The organism is Vibrio sp. MA40-2 (assembly GCF_047302445.1).
GTDB lineage: Bacteria > Pseudomonadota > Gammaproteobacteria > Enterobacterales > Vibrionaceae > Vibrio.
This window is the reverse complement of record NZ_CP178627.1, coordinates 1,098,290-1,116,061: the sequence shown is the minus strand read 5'-3', so window position 1 is coordinate 1,116,061 and position 17,772 is coordinate 1,098,290. Positions and strand designations below refer to the sequence as shown.

General features: G+C 38.8%; 17 protein-coding genes. 9 read left to right on the top strand and 8 right to left on the bottom strand.

The genetic code is table 11. From position 1 onward, the window contains the following. Positions 1-7 precede the first annotated feature (7 nt). Together ACLKML_RS04905 and sstT are read left to right on the top strand one after the other, a co-directional pair. Positions 8-472 carry a copper chaperone PCu(A)C gene (locus ACLKML_RS04905; RefSeq protein WP_413282606.1) on the top strand — a complete coding sequence of 155 codons (465 nt, stop codon included), beginning with the start codon at positions 8-10 and terminating at the stop codon, positions 470-472. Positions 473-849: 377 nt separating this feature from the next. Next, on the top strand, positions 850-2,061 hold the full coding sequence (gene sstT / locus ACLKML_RS04900; protein ID WP_413282605.1) for a serine/threonine transporter SstT: 1,212 nt from the start codon (positions 850-852) through the stop codon (positions 2,059-2,061). A 108-nt stretch (positions 2,062-2,169) separates the two neighbouring features. Here the strand turns inward: sstT and ACLKML_RS04895 are convergent, their stop codons facing one another. Next, entirely contained in the window at positions 2,170-3,333 is a 1,164-nt protein-coding gene (locus ACLKML_RS04895; protein ID WP_413282604.1) for a tetratricopeptide repeat protein, read from the bottom strand. A gap of 486 nt (positions 3,334-3,819) precedes the next feature. On the opposite strand from ACLKML_RS04895, the gene glgX reads away from it, so the two are divergent. Then, a complete protein-coding gene (gene glgX / locus ACLKML_RS04890) occupies positions 3,820-5,790 on the top strand; it encodes a glycogen debranching protein GlgX (protein ID WP_413282603.1) in 1,971 nt (656 codons plus the stop codon). A 280-nt stretch (positions 5,791-6,070) separates the two neighbouring features. Next, on the top strand, positions 6,071-6,727 hold the full coding sequence (locus ACLKML_RS04885; RefSeq protein ID WP_413282602.1) for an NAD(P)H-dependent oxidoreductase: 657 nt from the start codon (positions 6,071-6,073) through the stop codon (positions 6,725-6,727). A gap of 90 nt (positions 6,728-6,817) precedes the next feature. Here ACLKML_RS04885 and ctlX read toward each other — a convergent pair whose 3' ends face one another. After that, on the bottom strand, positions 6,818-7,786 hold the full coding sequence (ctlX, locus tag ACLKML_RS04880; RefSeq protein ID WP_413283726.1) for a citrulline utilization hydrolase CtlX: 969 nt from the start codon (positions 7,784-7,786) through the stop codon (positions 6,818-6,820). A gap of 294 nt (positions 7,787-8,080) precedes the next feature. Here ctlX and ACLKML_RS04875 point away from each other — a divergent pair, with 294 nt between their 5' ends. Then, on the top strand, positions 8,081-9,916 hold the full coding sequence (locus ACLKML_RS04875; protein ID WP_413282601.1) for an ABC transporter ATP-binding protein: 1,836 nt from the start codon (positions 8,081-8,083) through the stop codon (positions 9,914-9,916). 36 nt (positions 9,917-9,952) lie between these two features. Here ACLKML_RS04875 and ACLKML_RS04870 read toward each other — a convergent pair whose 3' ends face one another. After that, positions 9,953-10,315: a hypothetical protein gene (locus ACLKML_RS04870; protein WP_413282600.1), complete on the bottom strand. Its 363-nt coding sequence runs from the start codon at positions 10,313-10,315 to the stop codon at positions 9,953-9,955. On the opposite strand from ACLKML_RS04870, the gene ACLKML_RS04865 reads away from it, so the two are divergent. Further along, complete coding sequence (locus ACLKML_RS04865; protein ID WP_413282599.1) at positions 10,314-10,598, top strand: hypothetical protein; 285 nt, start codon at positions 10,314-10,316, stop codon at positions 10,596-10,598. The genes ACLKML_RS04870 and ACLKML_RS04865 overlap by 2 nt on opposite strands. A 113-nt stretch (positions 10,599-10,711) precedes the next feature. Here the strand turns inward: ACLKML_RS04865 and ACLKML_RS04860 are convergent, their stop codons facing one another. After that, entirely contained in the window at positions 10,712-11,515 is an 804-nt protein-coding gene (locus ACLKML_RS04860; protein WP_413282598.1) for a heparin lyase I family protein, read from the bottom strand. 806 nt (positions 11,516-12,321) lie between these two features. Here ACLKML_RS04860 and ACLKML_RS04855 point away from each other — a divergent pair. Both ACLKML_RS04855 and ACLKML_RS04850 read left to right on the top strand, forming a co-directional pair. Next, positions 12,322-12,957, top strand: coding sequence for a hypothetical protein (locus tag ACLKML_RS04855; RefSeq protein ID WP_413282597.1), 636 nt, complete (start codon positions 12,322-12,324; stop codon positions 12,955-12,957). Then, a complete protein-coding gene (locus tag ACLKML_RS04850; protein WP_413282596.1) occupies positions 12,957-13,721 on the top strand; it encodes a DUF3307 domain-containing protein in 765 nt (254 codons plus the stop codon). The genes ACLKML_RS04855 and ACLKML_RS04850 overlap by 1 nt, the downstream gene beginning before the upstream one ends. Here ACLKML_RS04850 and ACLKML_RS04845 read toward each other — a convergent pair. Both ACLKML_RS04845 and ACLKML_RS04840 read right to left on the bottom strand, forming a co-directional pair. Next, positions 13,708-13,908, bottom strand: a complete 201-nt coding sequence (locus ACLKML_RS04845) for a hypothetical protein (protein ID WP_413282595.1) — start codon at positions 13,906-13,908, stop codon at positions 13,708-13,710. The two genes, ACLKML_RS04850 and ACLKML_RS04845, sit on opposite strands and share 14 nt — an antisense overlap. Beyond that, positions 13,859-14,056, bottom strand: a complete 198-nt coding sequence (locus tag ACLKML_RS04840; RefSeq protein ID WP_413283739.1) for a hypothetical protein — start codon at positions 14,054-14,056, stop codon at positions 13,859-13,861. Before ACLKML_RS04840 ends, ACLKML_RS04845 begins: the two co-directional genes overlap by 50 nt. 167 nt (positions 14,057-14,223) lie before the next feature. Between ACLKML_RS04840 and ACLKML_RS04835 the strand changes: the two genes are divergently transcribed. Next, the gene (locus ACLKML_RS04835; protein ID WP_413282594.1) at positions 14,224-14,928 is read left to right on the top strand and encodes a DUF445 domain-containing protein; all 705 of its coding nucleotides are present in this window, start codon (positions 14,224-14,226) and stop codon (positions 14,926-14,928) included. A 189-nt stretch (positions 14,929-15,117) separates the two neighbouring features. Here the strand turns inward: ACLKML_RS04835 and ACLKML_RS04830 are convergent, their stop codons facing one another. Next, the gene (locus ACLKML_RS04830) at positions 15,118-15,597 is read right to left on the bottom strand and encodes an Lrp/AsnC family transcriptional regulator (protein ID WP_317717283.1); all 480 of its coding nucleotides are present in this window, start codon (positions 15,595-15,597) and stop codon (positions 15,118-15,120) included. A gap of 547 nt (positions 15,598-16,144) precedes the next feature. After that, positions 16,145-17,638, bottom strand: coding sequence for a sodium/proline symporter PutP (gene putP / locus ACLKML_RS04825; protein ID WP_413282593.1), 1,494 nt, complete (start codon positions 17,636-17,638; stop codon positions 16,145-16,147). Positions 17,639-17,772 lie beyond the last annotated feature (134 nt).

Below are 17,772 nucleotides of genomic sequence, written 5' to 3'. Positions count from 1 at the left end.
ATTTTAAATGAATCGTATCTTGATATTACTCGTCTCTGCTTTCACTCTTTTTTCGGCATCGTCAGTGTTTGCTTCTGATCTAGTAGTACAACACCCTTACGCCAGAGCAACGCCACCAAATGCGCCAACCAGTGCGGTTTTTTTAACCTTAGAAAACAACAGTGATCAGCAAAGAAAGATCGTGTCTGCTTCTACTCCTGCTGCAGGAAAAGTTGAATTACATACGCATGTTATGCAAGGCGATGTTATGAAAATGCGCCAAGTAGATACAATTACAATAGAACCGATGGCGCAGACAGAATTGAAACCTGGTGGTCTTCATATAATGTTGTTTGATCTTCAACAAAAATTCACTGAAGGAAAAAAAATAGACGTGACCGTAAACTTTGCAAATGGGGAAGCATTAACGTTTGAGGCACAAATCCAAAAAGTGATGCAAGGAATGAAGTCTCATAAAATGTCGCACCATTAATAACGAACAATGCATTAAAACAGAGAAAGAGACTCATCGTATTTTTCTCTGTTATTCGCTACAAATCTTCTCTGTTATTCACTGTTACTTTACTTTCCCTTACACATTATCTTAATTAATGTATTTTCAACCTCTCATCTAAATATGTTCAGCCATGATACTCATCACTGCTGACTCTTATCATTTTGCTAACCATTGCTTAACAACTTATCAATACAAACATCTAACTTATCACAAATATAATTATTAAATGGTTATTTATTGACTTAATTATAGACAGATACTCTACATTACATAAAATATGCAGGTCGTTCTCCTAGCAAGCCAGTGTTAGAGGATAGATATAATACAACTCTAAATAATAATTAGGTAATTCCATGCAAAACAACAACTCACTCACCGCTAAATTTACCAGCGGTAACCTTGTTCTACAGATAGTCGTAGGCATTGTATTCGGTATAATGCTTGCCACTATTTCGCCTGAAAGTGCCAAAGATGCTGGGTTAATAGGCAGTCTATTCGTTGGTGCCTTAAAAGCAGTTGCTCCTATTCTTGTGTTCATTTTAGTCGCGGCTTCTATTGCTAATCAGAAAAAAGGTCAACAAACACAAATGCGCCCTATCATCACTCTTTACTTGATAGGGACATTTACCGCGGCACTGACTGCGGTATTGCTCAGTTTCGCCTTTCCAACCACTTTAACTTTAGTGGCTGGAGCAGAAGGTACTACGCCACCGCAAGGCATTGGTGAAGTACTTCATACTCTATTATTTAAACTGGTAGACAACCCAGTCAACGCAATTAAAGAAGCCAACTATATCGGTATTTTAGTATGGGCTATTGGCCTCGGTCTTGCTCTACACCACGCATCAGAAACAACCAAAACAGTATTCCAAGACCTTAGTCATGGTGTATCTCAAATTGTTCGCTTTATCATTCGTTTAGCACCATTTGGTATATTTGGTCTTGTTGCAAGTACGTTCGCAACAACGGGATTTGAAGCACTAGCAGGCTACGCTCAACTACTGGTGGTACTACTAAGCTCAATGGTCATAATTGCACTTGTAGTCAATCCGGTCATTGTTTGGGTCAAAACAAAACAAAATCCATATCCACTTGTGTTTAGATGTTTACGTGAAAGTGGTGTTACGGCCTTCTTTACTCGTTCAAGTGCAGCGAATATCCCAGTAAATATGACCTTATGTGAAAAACTTGACCTAGATGAAGATACTTACTCTGTATCTATTCCACTCGGTGCAACCATTAACATGGCCGGAGCGGCGATCACTATCACGGTATTAACACTAGCCGCTGTTCACACTATGGGAATAGATATCGATTTACCAACAGCATTGCTACTTAGCCTAGTTGCTTCTATATCGGCTTGTGGTGCATCAGGTGTTGCTGGCGGCTCTTTACTTTTAATTCCATTAGCATGCAGTTTGTTTGGAATTTCTAATGACGTGGCCATGCAAGTGGTAGGAGTAGGATTTATTATTGGTGTTATTCAAGATTCAGCTGAAACGGCACTAAATAGTTCAACTGACGTGGTCTTTACTGCTGCGGTTTGTCAATCTAAACAAGCGTGATTGTTACTATCTTTATTCATTGATACGCAACTTATTCGCTAAGACAAACCACATAAAAAAATCCAGCTAAAATTGCTGGATTTTTTATTCTCAGTATTATTTTTTATGCTACTTTTTGTATTCGATATTCGAGCCAGATTGGCCATTAGTTTTATCCATTGGCGATAGTGAATAATCCAATAATTGGTCACGACTCTGTTCTTCATCGTTTTCTTCTAATTTATCATCGCTTTTAGGGTCGTAAACCATAAACTCATTTCCATCCACTTCAGGAAAATACCCATCTCTTTTGTACAGTTTGTTTAGCGCCTTAATCATTGAGTGCTTTTCAATCGCACCGCTGGAAAATTTTTTTAACAACGGCTTCGCCATTCCCTGAAGAGCAACAACAGCATCGACACCTAAAATATTACCGACGTCATCTCGTCTTCCTTTCGCCGGCTCATAACCAAAATAAGCCGATAGAAATAACCAAATATAGGCTATTGCATTACCTTTAGAACCTCTACCAATCCAAATATCACCAGCAAAAAATTGAGCCTTAGGATCCGCTTGTTCAGCCGCACGTTCAAACCAATACGTTGCCCTGAGCAGGTTTTTATCAACACCAATACCGTCTCGGTAATGCTGCCCTAGTTTGAGTTGACCTTCGATACTATTCTGTTGAGCGGCCTTAAAGTGCCATTCGGCAGATAACTGAGGGTTAGGTTGCATGTTAGACTCGGCTATATACCAATCGCCCATGTAAACCTGTGCATCGATATAATCATCATGAGCCACCTCTTCGATAGCAGTAATACCCTTATCAATATTTTGTTCAATACCTTTGCCTGCCAAAAGCGCTTTACCCATTTCAAATTTAGCTAATTTGTTACCGTTATGAGCTTCAATCGCAATTTGCCAAAATTTAGATTTTTCATTGAGCACCACATCTTCTTTGGCACGCGCACAAACTCTAACGACACCAAACATGCCCATTTCGTTGCCTTGAAGCGCAGCTTGTTCATACCAATACAGTGCTTCTCGAGGGTGTCGCAATTCCGCTTCTTTGGCTAAAAAAAGTTGAGTGGGAATATGTCCAGTCTCAGCCTTGAATTGACGCTCTTTTTTCTCTTCATTTTTCTGTCTCTCAATCGCTCTTTTATACGCGCGATCACGCTCTGATTTTTCTTCAGCAAGTCTCTTTTTTTTAGCAGATAACGACAGCATCCAACCAAAGATAACGAGTAATGATAGGCCAGTCGTGCCAATGGCAATGGTTATAAAATTCATAAGATAAACGTGCAGCCTTTTAGTACACAGCTGTTATTGGTCAATAATGCTCATAGCAACACAAACACAATGTCTTCAACAGAGCAAATAAAATGTAGACCATACTATAAACCATTAAGCTGCATTATCTATACCAAAGAGTAAAAACTTGACTGCGAATTTACACTGTAAACAAAGTGATGGTTGCCACGAAAACACTCAAGACAGTGCATTTTTCAAAGTGGATAGTGAGGTTTTGCAAAACGGATTTTGTACAATAAATAGCTAAATTTAGCAGTAAAGTCGCTACATTTAGATTAAATTGATGTACAAAGTGTTAATATCATCATGTTTCAATATAAATATGCTATTAATAATAATTGAGAAATAAATAGAATTACCATTGAGATACTGACAGTATTAGTGGTTAGTAAATAACCCTTTTACTTTAAACTAAAATTCGCATCGATATGTGTAACCAGCCAACTATTCTAAGAATCAAATAAAATGACAGATAATCGCTCACGTCCCTACCCTTTAGGGGCCACATTAGACAACAAAGGATGCAATTTTTCTATTTACGCACCTAACTGTCCTGATATATCACTGGTGCTATTTAATGGCGAAGATGATGGTTATGAAGAGTTTCCGTTAAGTAATGAATACGCGGGAATAAAGTATACTTATATTGCAGAAATTAAAGCAGGGCAAAAGTACGGCTATACCATAGCTACCGACGAAGGTGACAAACTACTTTTATCCGATCCCTATGCAAAAGCGTTAGAAAAACCATTGCATTACGCCACTCCATACACCAATAAAAAAAGTTGGCAAATGAGCAAGTGCGTTGTCATTGATACCCTCTTTGATTGGCAAGGTATTGAGCCACCTCGTATCGCAAGGGAAGAAACCGTTTTATTTGAAACTCATGTAAAAGGGGTTTCTAAGCTAAACCAAGAAATAGAAGAAACCAAACAAGGTAAATATTTAGGCTTATCTAGCCCACAAATGCTGAAATTCTATAAAGAACAGAATATTACCACTCTTCAACTGCTACCTGTGGCCGCCTGTATGCATGAAGAACACCTTCTCGATATGGGCAAAGTAAATTATTGGGGTTACAACCCTTACCTATTTATGGTCCCAGATCCTCGATATGCAAAAAATGATGCAGTAATAGAACTTAAAACTGCCATTAGAGAACTGCATCGCAATGGCATAGAAGTCATTTTAGATGTGGTCTATAACCATACAGCAGAAGGAGGAGAAGGAGGGTTAACATTTAACTTAAAAGCTCTCGATCCTAGTAACTATATAAAACATGGCCCTCACTACGCTAATTTTACTGGTTGTGGAAACACGACCGATTTAATGCATCAGCCAATGTTGAATCTAGTCATGGATTCAATGAGATACTGGGTTGAAGAATTTCACGTTGATGGTTTTCGCTTCGATCTCGCCGCAACACTAGGACGAAATGGTGATGACTTTAATTATCACTCGCCGTTTTTTAAGGCCGTAGCACAAGATCCTATTCTTAGAGAAATCAAACTCATTGCTGAACCATGGGATATCGGCCCAAATGGTTACCAAGTAGGTGGTTTTCCTGATGGTTGGAACGAATGTAACGACAAATTTAGAGATATAACCAGAAGCTTTTGGAAAGGTGAACCTGGATACCTAAAAGAGTTCGCGACCAGAATAATGGGTTCTAGGGATTTATACAGTGCAAGTCGTTGGCCGCAAAAACTGACGATTAACTATATTACTTATCATGATGGCTTCACTTTACAAGATCTGGTGTCTTATCGTCACAAGCATAATGAAGCAAACGGCGAGCATAATCATGATGGGCACGGCGATAATCGTTCAGACAACTACGGTGTAGAAGGCTCAACCGATAACATGATGATCAAAGCGGTCCGTGAAAAACAAAAACGCAACTTCATTGCAAGTTTGTTGTTTGCCTTTGGTATTCCTCACATCATGACAGCCGATGTTATGTCCCATACACAAAAAGGCAATAACAATGCCTATTGCCAAGATAACCATTTAAGTTGGATAAACTGGGGTTTAAATTCGCAAAAAAACAGGTTCAAACGTTGGATGAGCGATATGTTAGCCGCTCGTCAGCAATATATGGTGCCTTTCATCCAAGCTTTTAGCGGTGAACAACGCAACGATAATCGAGTTGGTTGGCGCAGAGCCGATGGCGAACATATGGAACACGAGGATTGGAATTCACAGAGCTCTGTCGCTTTACACCTTGGTATTGGAACAAATGGGGACGAGTTAATTTATCTAATTAATCAAGCTTCTGCACCTGCACGCTTCGTACTACCAAATAACTATCAGCAAAACTGGTATACGATATGTGATACTAGCCAAGATAGCGTAATTCGATCCAAAGCCACTAAAGAAGTGTTAATGGCCCCTACCTCTTTGGCAATACTTCATTCGAGCGCTAAGTCAGATTAACCACATCGGACCAAATTGAAATAATACTCAACTCGGAAAACACAGCAATGTGATTTCCGAGTTCTCACTTCTGCTTTAAATAACTTGATCCCTTAACTCATTTACAATAGATAACAACAGATAAACCACCTATTATTATCAATTTTATATTGAAACTGATTCTATATTTAAGTTGTTTATATTGTTTTAATTATAAATATAATGGCGCTAAATATTCTGGTTTCTCTTTTAACACTAGAAATATAAACCTATAACTTATCAATTGTCAGAGAGGTAAAACGTGTCTCATCAAATTATCACGGATCTTAACAGTCGCTATACCGCCAAAAAATACGACCCATCTAAACGTATTTCTGAACAAGACATGCAAATAATTTTGCAAGCATTACGTCTTTCAGCATCATCTATTAACTCTCAACCTTGGAAATTTATTGTGGTTGAAAGCGATAGCGCTAAACAACGTTTTCACGACAGTTTTGCCAATAAATATCAATTTAACCAACCGCATGCAAAAGAGGCGTCTCACACTATTTTATTTGCTTATGATCCTAAATTTACTAAAGAAAAATTTAGCAAAAGAGTAGATGTAGAAGTGAGTTCTGGTCACTTACCCGCTGACATGTACGAAACATTTATGGGGGCGTACGCTTTTGCGGAAGGCAATACCGACGAAAATGGATTCAATGGCCACTGGACCAAATCTCAAGTTTATTTAGCCTTGGGTAATATTTTGCATGTACTCGCTCGATTAGGCATTGCATCAACTCCGATGGAAGGGGTTGACGCAGAGTTAATTGGTGAACTTTTCAACGAAGAGTTAGATGGGCATGTATGTGAAGTAGCATTAGCAATGGGTTATCACAAAGACGGAGAAGATTATAACCACGGCCTTCCAAAAGCGCGTTTACCACTAGAAGATATTGTGTCGGTGCTTTAAGTTTTAGTATTGCGCATTAGCCTTGCATTGTACTTAGTAAGGATAGGCAGTTGAAAAGCCTATCCTTTTTATATAACCAGCCACTCAGTATCATTTCTTAGTTAAAAACACTTCAGCTAACATGCAACGAACACTACCACCACCAATGCTTTCAATGGTTGACACATCCAGTGCGACTAATTTTCCGTGGGTAGCAAGCTGATTTCGTTGGGTCACGGTAAAAGCATCATAAGCAGATTGAGACATCGCAATCAGTTTTTCACCACGGCTATTTTTCAATTGTAGGATATTTCCACAGAAGTGATTCATTTGCTGCAACGAAATCGAAATAACTTGCTTACTTTTTGCCAGAGACTTAACCACAAAACGACGCTCAAATTCCGGGATAATCTGGTCACAAATAACACAAAAGGACTCTCCTACCGCCATCATAACGTTGGTGTGGTAAATTGGCGCTCCAGAGGGAAGCATTGTTTGAAAGGAAATAACCCGTTCATAACCAATTTGTCGAGCGTACTCTTCAAGAACTTCTCGGTCACAACGCTGAGATAACGCAGCATATATAGTTTGGTTAATATGATCCTTCACCATAACACCGGTGCTCTCCAAAAAAGCGTTCTGCTCTGCGAAGGAAACCAGTGAGGAATTTGATACAACCTCGCGACCAGAATGGCTAAGCGTATCTAGCAAGGCTTGCGGCCGTACTTCTAATCGACGATTAGGACACGCCATAGGGAAAAAAACCACCTCTCCTGACGCGGTAGTGCTAAACCAATTATTAGGAAAAACCGCATCTGGAGTTTGCTGATCAGCCAGTGGATAATCAAATTCAATAACATCAATCCCTTCGCGTCGAAGCGTACAAACCATCGAACGAAACTCTTTCATCGCTTTTTGTTGAACAAGTTCGTCACTATATTGCACGTTATTTTGGAATTCATTATCTTGCGCAGTTTGAACATTAAAGCGAAATTCTTTAGGGGGTACCATCACAACGCAATCAGCGTTTTGAATAGAACCAGCAACCTGAGTGTGTGTTTTTGTTTGAATTAAGTTCATTCCATTGATACCTGTTATAGTTGATAACATTGATTGTAATCACCTTACCTAACATCAATTCACTGAAATCATCACTTTTATCGCCTAACAACTAGGTTTTATTACTGCGTATCACCTCTATTGCCGTGAATTGTAGGAAAACACTGGTCACATTCAACTAACCATACAAAGTAACAGTCGTAAAGGCATGTTCTTTTTTTTTCGTTTGAGTTAGTGTGTACGAGTTAATAACTCCGTCTTTTTTCTAAAATATTTGAAGATAAAACAATAACAAGGCGGGATAAGGATAATTAAATGTACAAGTTTTTTGAACGACTAACAAAACCCTTCCCAGAAGAAGAACCACAACAACCGCCTAGCGGAATTTTAGCCTTTTGCCGGCACTACACCCGTGGCTATGAAAAACCGTTAATATTAATGGCAATCATGAGTGCGATCATCGCGATTATTGAAGTGTCTCTATTTGGCTTTATGGGACAGTTAGTCGATTGGCTATCTAATAGCAATCCAGAAACATTTTTAGAGGAAAACAGAGCCACGCTTTGGTTTATAGGCATTCTACTGTTAGTCGTTATGCCTATTATGGTCACTATATATTCACTTAATATCCACCAAACTTTATTAGGTAATTACCCAATGTCGATTCGGTGGATGGCTCACCGATACCTTTTAAAACAGAGCCTTTCTTTTTATCAGGATGATTTTGCTGGTCGTATTGCGACTAAAGTCATGCAGACCTCTCTTGCAGTGCGGGAAACAGTAATGAAAGCCGCCGACGTTTTCGTTTACGTTATTGTCTACTTTACTTCTATTATTGTGATGCTCGCTCAAGCAGATTGGCGCTTAATGATACCGATGCTAGTTTGGTTATTCGCTTATATCGCAATACAAATGTATTTCGTTCCTAAATTAAAAGTCGTTTCATCCGAACAAGCAGATGCACGATCAACCATGACTGGCCGAATTGTAGACAGCTACACCAATATTGCCACTGTTAAACTATTTTCACACAGTAAACGAGAAACCAAATATGCCGAAGAAGGTATGGAAGGCTTTTTGGATACAGTTTATCGACAAATGCGTTTGGTGACTGGATTCAACGTTAGTGTAGAAATAGTTAACTATTTTTTGGTTTTTTCTATCGCGGCTATGTCAATTTTCCTATGGATGGAAAGCGCTATTTCTATCGGTGCTATCGCGATAGCAATTAGCTTAGCATTACGTATCAATGGCATGTCTATGTGGATAATGTGGGAAGTCGGTACTTTATTTGAAAACATGGGTACCGTTGTTGATGGTATTGCCACTCTTTCCAAACCAATAGATATAACTGACAAAGAAGATGCTAAGCCGTTAAAAGTCGCCAAAGGCGGTATTGAGTTTGATGATGTGAGTTTCCATTATGGTGAAAAAGACAAAGGGGTGATTAGCAACCTAAATCTGCAGATTAAACCAGGAGAAAAAGTGGGACTAGTTGGTCGATCTGGTGCTGGTAAATCGACGCTTGTTAATCTATTACTTCGTTTCCATGATGTAGAAAGCGGAAAAATTAAGATTGATGGACAAGTTATCTCCGATGTCACTCAAGATTCATTACGAGCCAATATTGGTATGGTCACGCAAGACACGTCCTTATTACATAGATCTATAAAAGAAAATATTTTGTACGGTAAGCCAGACGCGACCGATGAAGAAGTGCTCAAAGCAACCATTCAAGCGGAAGCACATGAGTTCATAGAAACGTTAACCGACCCTCATGGAAACCAAGGTTATGATGCACAAGTAGGTGAGCGTGGAGTTAAGCTTTCTGGTGGTCAACGTCAACGGGTCGCCATTTCGCGAGTATTACTAAAAGATGCGCCACTATTAATTCTAGATGAAGCCACTTCCGCTCTCGATTCAGAAGTAGAAGCAGCTATTCAAGAAAGTTTCTTTGAGTTAATGGAAGGAAAAACTGTTATCGCGATTGCACACCGTCTTTCAACGATAGCCGCAATGGATAGGCTTATCGTCCTAGATAAAGGCCAAGTAGTAGAACAAGGCACACACCAAGAGCTGATAAAAGGCCAAGGCATTTACGCTCAACTATGGGCACACCAAACCGGTGATTTTATCAATGACGACATATAAATAAACTAATTAACTGATTTTTAAAATAATTTATTTTTATTTAACTTTACGAAATGGCGACAAATAGCGATAAAAAGCGAGGATTATTGAGCTCTGTCGCCACTTTATCGCCATTTTTTTATGCGTCGCCTGCCCATGTGGAATAAACGCAGGTAACGACCTTTGCACGCACTCCCAAGCCGCATAATACCGAACATCGAAAATATCGTAACCAGATACCGCAACCGCGAGTATCTGATCGGCTTTAGGGCTGTTATCTACCGCTAGCTTATTTAAGAAAGGTTGAATTTTGTCTTTAGTAAGGTAAGACAACTCGCGTTCGGAAGCTTTAATAAGCTCAATACCCACAACTGGGTTTGGCCATTTCCATTCACCATACTTTATGAGCGTATTAAACATGGTCCTAAACGTTTTAAGTTCAATATTATGTGATGATTACGACCGGGTGGACAGCACTCGTCTAAGTTTATACAGCCAAATGTATGATCCTTTAATATCTGAAACCAATATCAAACGACTACAAGATGATGAAGCAAACGTAAAAACGTTGGAAGTACAAGCCCTAGCCGCATGGCAAAAAATTTACGATGACAATCCGTGGCCAGCGCAACCAACCAAACACCCTTATTCAAACCCAGTTCTATACTGGTTTTTCTACATCTTCAATATAGAATCTAGCTAAATATCCGGCATTTACCTTGCGCAACGGTATTTATGTAAGGAAAAACGCCCAGTTGGGCGTTTAGAATAATTGTAGCGTTTTTTATGTTAAACATGAGTTTAACTTACGTAAAGTTACTCTTTTAGTTCTGTTACAACATAACCTGGTTGAATGGACTCCCTTGTGGATCCACGTTTGACATATCGATAGTAGGCTCGTTGAGTGGGCATTACGTCGGTTTTTTTTACTCCCTTGTAGCGAGTAAGGAATGACCTATAAACGCCATATTTAAAATAAGCAGTATCTTTAAATAGGGTTTGACCGTTAAAACGTACCTTTTGCTCACCATTAACCCAGACTTTAAAGAATCCATCGGAGGATTTTGACCACTTTACATGAAGCTCAATACGATGCCATTTCCCTCTTAATTCCTCTTCTGTGAGAAGTTCCCACATTGTTACTGTTTCACCATTAACCTGTCGGTCTAAATGATAACCGCCCTTTATAGCAGGGTTCCACGTATCATTGAATGGTGGTGATTGATTCTGAAACATAAAGACCGGCTTACCGTTTACTTGGTGAAATTGCCCTAAGGCAACTTTGGTCGGATACACATTGGGGTAGTCCTCGGGTAGATAGAGTTCCCATGCATACCAATACTCATCGCCGTTGGATTGTCGGTTAGTCTTTTGTGACAACTCACTACGTTCCCTGTCGTTAGCACAATCACTCCACCCACTGTTAGATGAGCAGTCTCCATCACGTACTTCAAAATATTCGACTAATCCAGTATTAGACGGGTCTAAGGGGTCCTTTACTTTGTTATAACCATGCACAGTGTTGTTAAGTGAACGTTCGAATCTACCAAAATTCTCTGAAGTAGATTTACAACCCGTTAAAATGACTAGGCTAAACAATGTCCATAAAAGATCTCGCATACGTCTGTCCATGTAAAATATTTGTTAAAAATTAAAAGTAGCAAAAATATCAATGAAGTCTAATAATAAATTACTGTGAATATTAATTGTGATTTCCTTCCAACCCCTCACACTCATTAGGCTCAACCACATCAATTCACACAAACGCATTCAATTCCGCCAATGAATCAATCAGCGGCAACAACGCATTCTTATGGAAAATACGGTCGACCTGCTATTGAATGGCTGCGAAACTTACTGTTTTGAGGTGGTGTAGTGAAAGCACGACAAAGTATAACCAAGCTATTTAAACAGCACGTTAGTCTCAAGCCAGAGCGAAAGAACAATTAGTGATGTTTATACCAAGGGTTAACGTTCTTGGGTAAGGGGCTTATTTGGGTCGTTGATAAAGTCAAGAGTGAGAAAGGCACAGATTTGAATCTGGATGTTGGGAGTTTAGGGTTTAGGGTTTAGGGTTTAGCTATTGAGGAAAGGCTTGAATCGAAATTCAGGCGTTTGGTGAGAATTAAAACATCATCACTTTAGGTTTTTGTAGTAATAGGATGCTTTGGAGTAACTCGCAGTAATCATATGCTTTAATGTGACTCTCAGTAGTAACGTATGCTAAAGTAACTCTTAGCAGTAACATACCTTAAAGTAACTCTCGGTAGTAACATGCGTTAAAGTAACTCGCAGCAGTAACATGATTTAAAATAACTCGTAGCAGTAACATACTTCAAAGTAACTCGAGTAATAAGATACTTTAAAGAAACTAGCAGCAGCAGTAAAAACGAGAACACAATAATGGTTCAAGAGTAGGATTATGTATGTCAGAAAAAATTGTTAGTGTAATCACGGGAGATATAGTTGATTCCCAGAAGATAGCGCCAGAGGACTACGAAAAGATGCTCACTATCTTAAAAACAGTTTTAACTAAGTTGGTTGAACAAGTAGACGCTAGGTTTGATATGTACCGCGGTGATGCCTTCCAAATAGTATTTTTCGAACCTGCTGACGCAGTACTATCAGCGTTGAAGATACGTCTCGCACTTAAGACGTCTGAACTACGAATAGATGCGAGGCAGTGTATTGGTATTGGTAGAGCTATGCACATAGGTAATGATATTAAAACGTCCACGGGGGAAGCATTTGTATTATCTGGAACTGGATTAGATAAACTAAAAAGCAACCATTTAACAATCCAATCAAATAACTCTGCGTTCCAAGACAAAACCTATTTGTTGACCAAGTTTTTAGATGCTCATATAAGCGGATTAACAACTATACAGACGGAAGCATTATGGTCTTACTTCGATTTAACAACAAAGACACACGAAGACATTGCAACGGCCTTAGGGAAGAAACGTACAAACATAACGAAGCTGCTTAACGCCAGCCACTACCAGCTAATAGAAGAATACATACGTCACTTTGAGAAATGCGTGAAAGAGGAGTATCAGTAATGTCAGACATAACCCTCCTTATGTTCTTAATACTAGGGCATGTTGCATGTGACTTTTATTTTCAGCCAGACTCGTGGGTAAAGAAGAAAAACGAACGTCATTACAAATCAATAGAACTTTTATTACACTCTGCATTACATGGAATTGTTGCAGCCTCAACTTTCTATGTACTAAGTAGTGACAGTACAGTGTTAAATGCCATGTATGTGATAATAGCAGTATCAGTAACACATTACGTCACTGATTTAATAAAATCTTATAGCCAGAAGTGGCCGTTAGCCTTCTTTATCGCTGATCAGTTGGTGCATATTGGAGTGTTAATCGCTGTTTGGTTAGTAGCAACGGGACAAGTTGAAAGCTTCACAGAGCAATTGACAATAGATAACCTTTCACACAAGCATGCGTTGTATATCTTGGCTTATGTGGCAATCTTTAAACCAACATCTATTTTAATCGCTATGATTTTAAAACCATGGACGGGTGATTTAAAACCTGAAGAAGACGATAACACTCTTAAATCAGCAGGACAGCAGATAGGGTTTTTCGAACGGTTCCTTATACTCACTTTTATACTATTGAGCCAGTATTCCGTAATTGGTTTTCTACTAGCAGCAAAGTCTGTCTTTAGGTTCGGAGATCTGACAGCAGCTCAAGATAAGAAATTAACGGAATACGTAATGTTAGGTACGTTAGCTAGTGTTACTGTGACGATATCAATAGGCCTGATCGTTATTTATACAGTAGGTAAGATTACAATAAATTAACACTTGTTCCTTTAATCTCCTCGGATTCGTCTAAACGCATGTCTAAGCCAGCGGTAATATTAACTAAGAATCCTCTTGCTTTAGAAAAATCGATATCTTCCATAGCGGGTGATTTCAAAAGATCAGTTATAGCTTGTTTATATAGCTTGTTTAGCGCGACTTTCTCCCTCTTGGAAGGAGTAACCAACAGTGCTTAAGCCCATATATTGCATTACTACTTTGATATCTTCGTAATCAACGTTGATCATGTCAGGCCGAGTAACTAATGTAGCTAGGCTTTTTACCACGGAATGAAGATGCTCGTTAGAGTCGGTAAATAAATCCTGACTTCCCAATATTTTTTTGCTTGGCAATACGGGAACTAGAGGCGCGACATCACTACCTGTTTGACCACCGAGTCCGCCAATGATTGCAATACGCTAGCAATAAAATCACTTCACTTATAAACTATTACTGTCTAAAATCTTGCTCTGTTTTATCAACATAACCTTTCTGAGCAACTATGAATAAAAGTCTTATCACCAACGTTATCGCATTGGCTTTATTAGCTATTGGCTATCAATCAAACAACCAAACATTACTCTATGCAGGGGTGTTTGCCTTTTCAGGTGCTATTACCAATTGGTTAGCAATACATATGCTGTTTGAAAAAGTACCCGGGCTATATGGTTCAGGCGTTATCCCTGCACGTTTTGAAGAGTTTAAAATGGCCATTAAAACACTAATGATGGAGCAATTTTTTACCAACGAGAACATTGACCGGTTCTTAGCTCAAGAAATGATTGGTGGTAACAAGTTAGATCTATCTCCCGTTATTAATAGCATCGATTTCGAACCAACATTTGAATCATTAGTCGACGTTATTGCTAATTCATCATTCGGTGGCATGCTCGCAATGTTTGGCGGAACAGAAGCACTGTTGCCCCTAAAGCAACCTTTTGTAGAGAAGATGCAACAATCTGTGGTTGAGATAAGTCAAAGTGATGCGGTTAAACAAACATTAAAAAACCAATTCGAACAGCCTAATATGATGGCTGAAATTCAGCAAAACATCGAAAATATCATTGATCAAAGACTGAATGAACTCACACCGAAACTAGTGAAACAAATGGTGCAAGATATGATCAAACAGCATCTAGGTTGGCTTGTCGTTTGGGGCGGCGTTTTTGGTGGATTAATCGGTATTATTTCTTCATTACTAGGGTAATATTTTCTAGTATAAACGCGATTTATTGGCTATCTAAACTGAATAGTCTAGTTATTTAAACACTCGGCCCGGTAAGTTAACTGTTATTTAGTACACATGTTAATTTAACGGGCGACATCACCTCAATCACATCATATCAACGCTTTGTCATTTACACTGTAAACTTTAAATTGGTTTTAAGTCACGCGGTTAAAGGGAGACATTATCAGCATTAATACCAAAACTCTTTTTATGTTCCTCTATTACTACTTCACTACGGGTTTGAATAATACCTGGCAATGTACCCAACTTATGAGACATAAAGACTTGATACGCTTTCATATCTTTTACTCGGATTTTAATCATTGCATCAAAATCCCCAGATAACGAATAATGTTCTTCAATTTCAGGCATTAAATCGACAGCTTTAGCAAATTTATCAAATATAGAAAAGCTCGATTGGTCCAACCGAACATGAATAAACACCTGAACATCAAGGCCTAATTTCTCTGGGCATAACTCAGCATGATACCCTTGAATAAACCCTTCTTTCTCAAGACGTTTAACTCGATCCGAACATGGAGAAGTTGTTAAGTGAACTTGTTTCGCTAGCTCGACCATAGAAAGGCGACCTTTCTTGTTCAAGATGCGAAGTATTTCCAAATCCGTTTTATCTAAATTTTGAGCCATATCCTTGCTCAACCTTCTACTACCAATAATATTCTCTCAATATAGCGACTTTATTAAGAAAAAAAAGAAAAAAATCCAGATAACAAGTTATCTGGATCACTAATAAATCTGGGTTCTAATCTTACATACAGCATAAACTAATGAGCGCTTACCGCAGCATTTATTGGTTTATCATTCATTTTTACATCCAATTTCTGACAATTACATTCTCTACAAAAAAACTGCTCTTCCATCTCATAATAGTGTGTACCGCGGAAAATTTGACCTAATGAGTTGAAAAATTGCCCTATTGTCGACTCAGGACATTCCTGATTTTTACACATAATCTTCTTGTGGGTTGTTGTTCTTTTGCATTCTGAACAATAAAAATCTGGCATGTTATTTCCTAAAATCTTGACTAATGAATTAGTTATAAAACGAAAGTACATAATAATACGTAAAACAGATAGAATTATTAGATTAATGTAAAAACTTTAATTTTTTTTCCATTTGTAAGATTTAGCTCACAAAAAATAGGGCCATATATGTCGGCCCTATTTTTTACTCATCAATCGAGTTGGATTAATAACTGCTTAAACTTTTTGTGTTGTTCAATAACCATCTTCTCTGGTTCACCTAAAAATAAGCTCCCGCATACAATAGCGATGGTTGAAAACACGATACCAGGAACGATTTCATACACATCAAACCATCCTCCAGATAACTGCTTCCAAATAACAATAGTAACGCCACCGGTAATAATACCGGCTAAGGCTCCATTTCTATTCATTTTCGACCAATAAAGGCTTAAGACAATGGCAGGACCAAATGCTGCACCAAATCCAGCCCAAGCATAAGACACCAGCCCAAGTACAGAACTATCAGGGCTTGCCGCTAAAACGAGTGCTAGAATAGAAATGAAGATAACACCAATACGGCCAACCTTAACGACCTCTTCAGAGGTCGCATCCGGTCTAAATACTTGCTTATAAAAATCTTCCGCCAATGCTGATGAAGAAACAAGTAACTGCGAATCAGCGGTACTCATTATCGCAGCAAGAATAGCGGCCAATAAAATACCAGCAATCACCGGATGGAAGATAGCATTGACTAGCACCATAAATACTTTTTCACCATCAACTAATAAACCAGCATCAGAATTGGTGCCATACACTAGCCCAACCAAGCCAACTAACAGCGCCCCAACCATCGAAAAGGCAGACCAAATAACAGCAATTCGACGAGCCGTAACCAGGTCTTTGTTAGTGCGAGTCGCTTTAAATCTAGCCAAGATATGCGGTTGACCAAAATAACCTAACCCCCACGCAACTAAAGAAATAATCGCTACCATGGTTAATGGTTCACCTTTGGAATCATTCCACAAAGTCAGTAATTCTGGATTTATATTGGTTAAATCGGTAGCCAATTGGCCAAGCCCACCTTGCATCGCCGCGACGGGAACAATCATTAATGCAGCAGCCATTAACAATCCTTGTACTAAGTCCGTCCACGATACAGCTAAAAAACCTCCAAATAAGGTATAAGAAACCACACAAACCGCGCCAATAATTACAGCATAGCTATAGTCTAATCCGAACACTGTCTCAAATAATTTACCACCAGCAACAAGGCCAGAACTGGTATAAAAAAGGAAAAACAACAAAATGAAGAAAGCGGAAATACTTTGTATTAATTTGGACTTGTCACCAAAACGGCGAGATAAAAACTCAGGTATAGTCAAAGATTCGGTAACAATACTGTATGTTCTCAGACGTTTAGCACAAATATACCAATTTGCCCAAGTTCCGACCAACAAACCTCCCGCAAGCCATAACGCTTCTATTCCAGCGGCATAAGCATAACCTGGTAATCCTAAAAGTAACCAACCACTCATATCAGAAGCACCTGCGGATAAGGCTGCAGGCCAAGGACCTAATGAGCGTCCACCGAGAAAGTAATCGCTTGAATTCGATGTACGTTGATAAGCATAGTAACCTATCAGCAGCATCATAATTAAATAACCAGCAAATGTGGCAGTAATAGCAATGCTATTTTCTATCATTAAAAATATCCTCTAATTAAAATAATCTTCCTTGCTCAACCTGATGTATGGAAGAGGTATCAAAAGAACTGGGTATAATCACGTACTTTCACTGTGTAAATCAAGCCACAAAGCCAAATCTTATTAGTCTAATA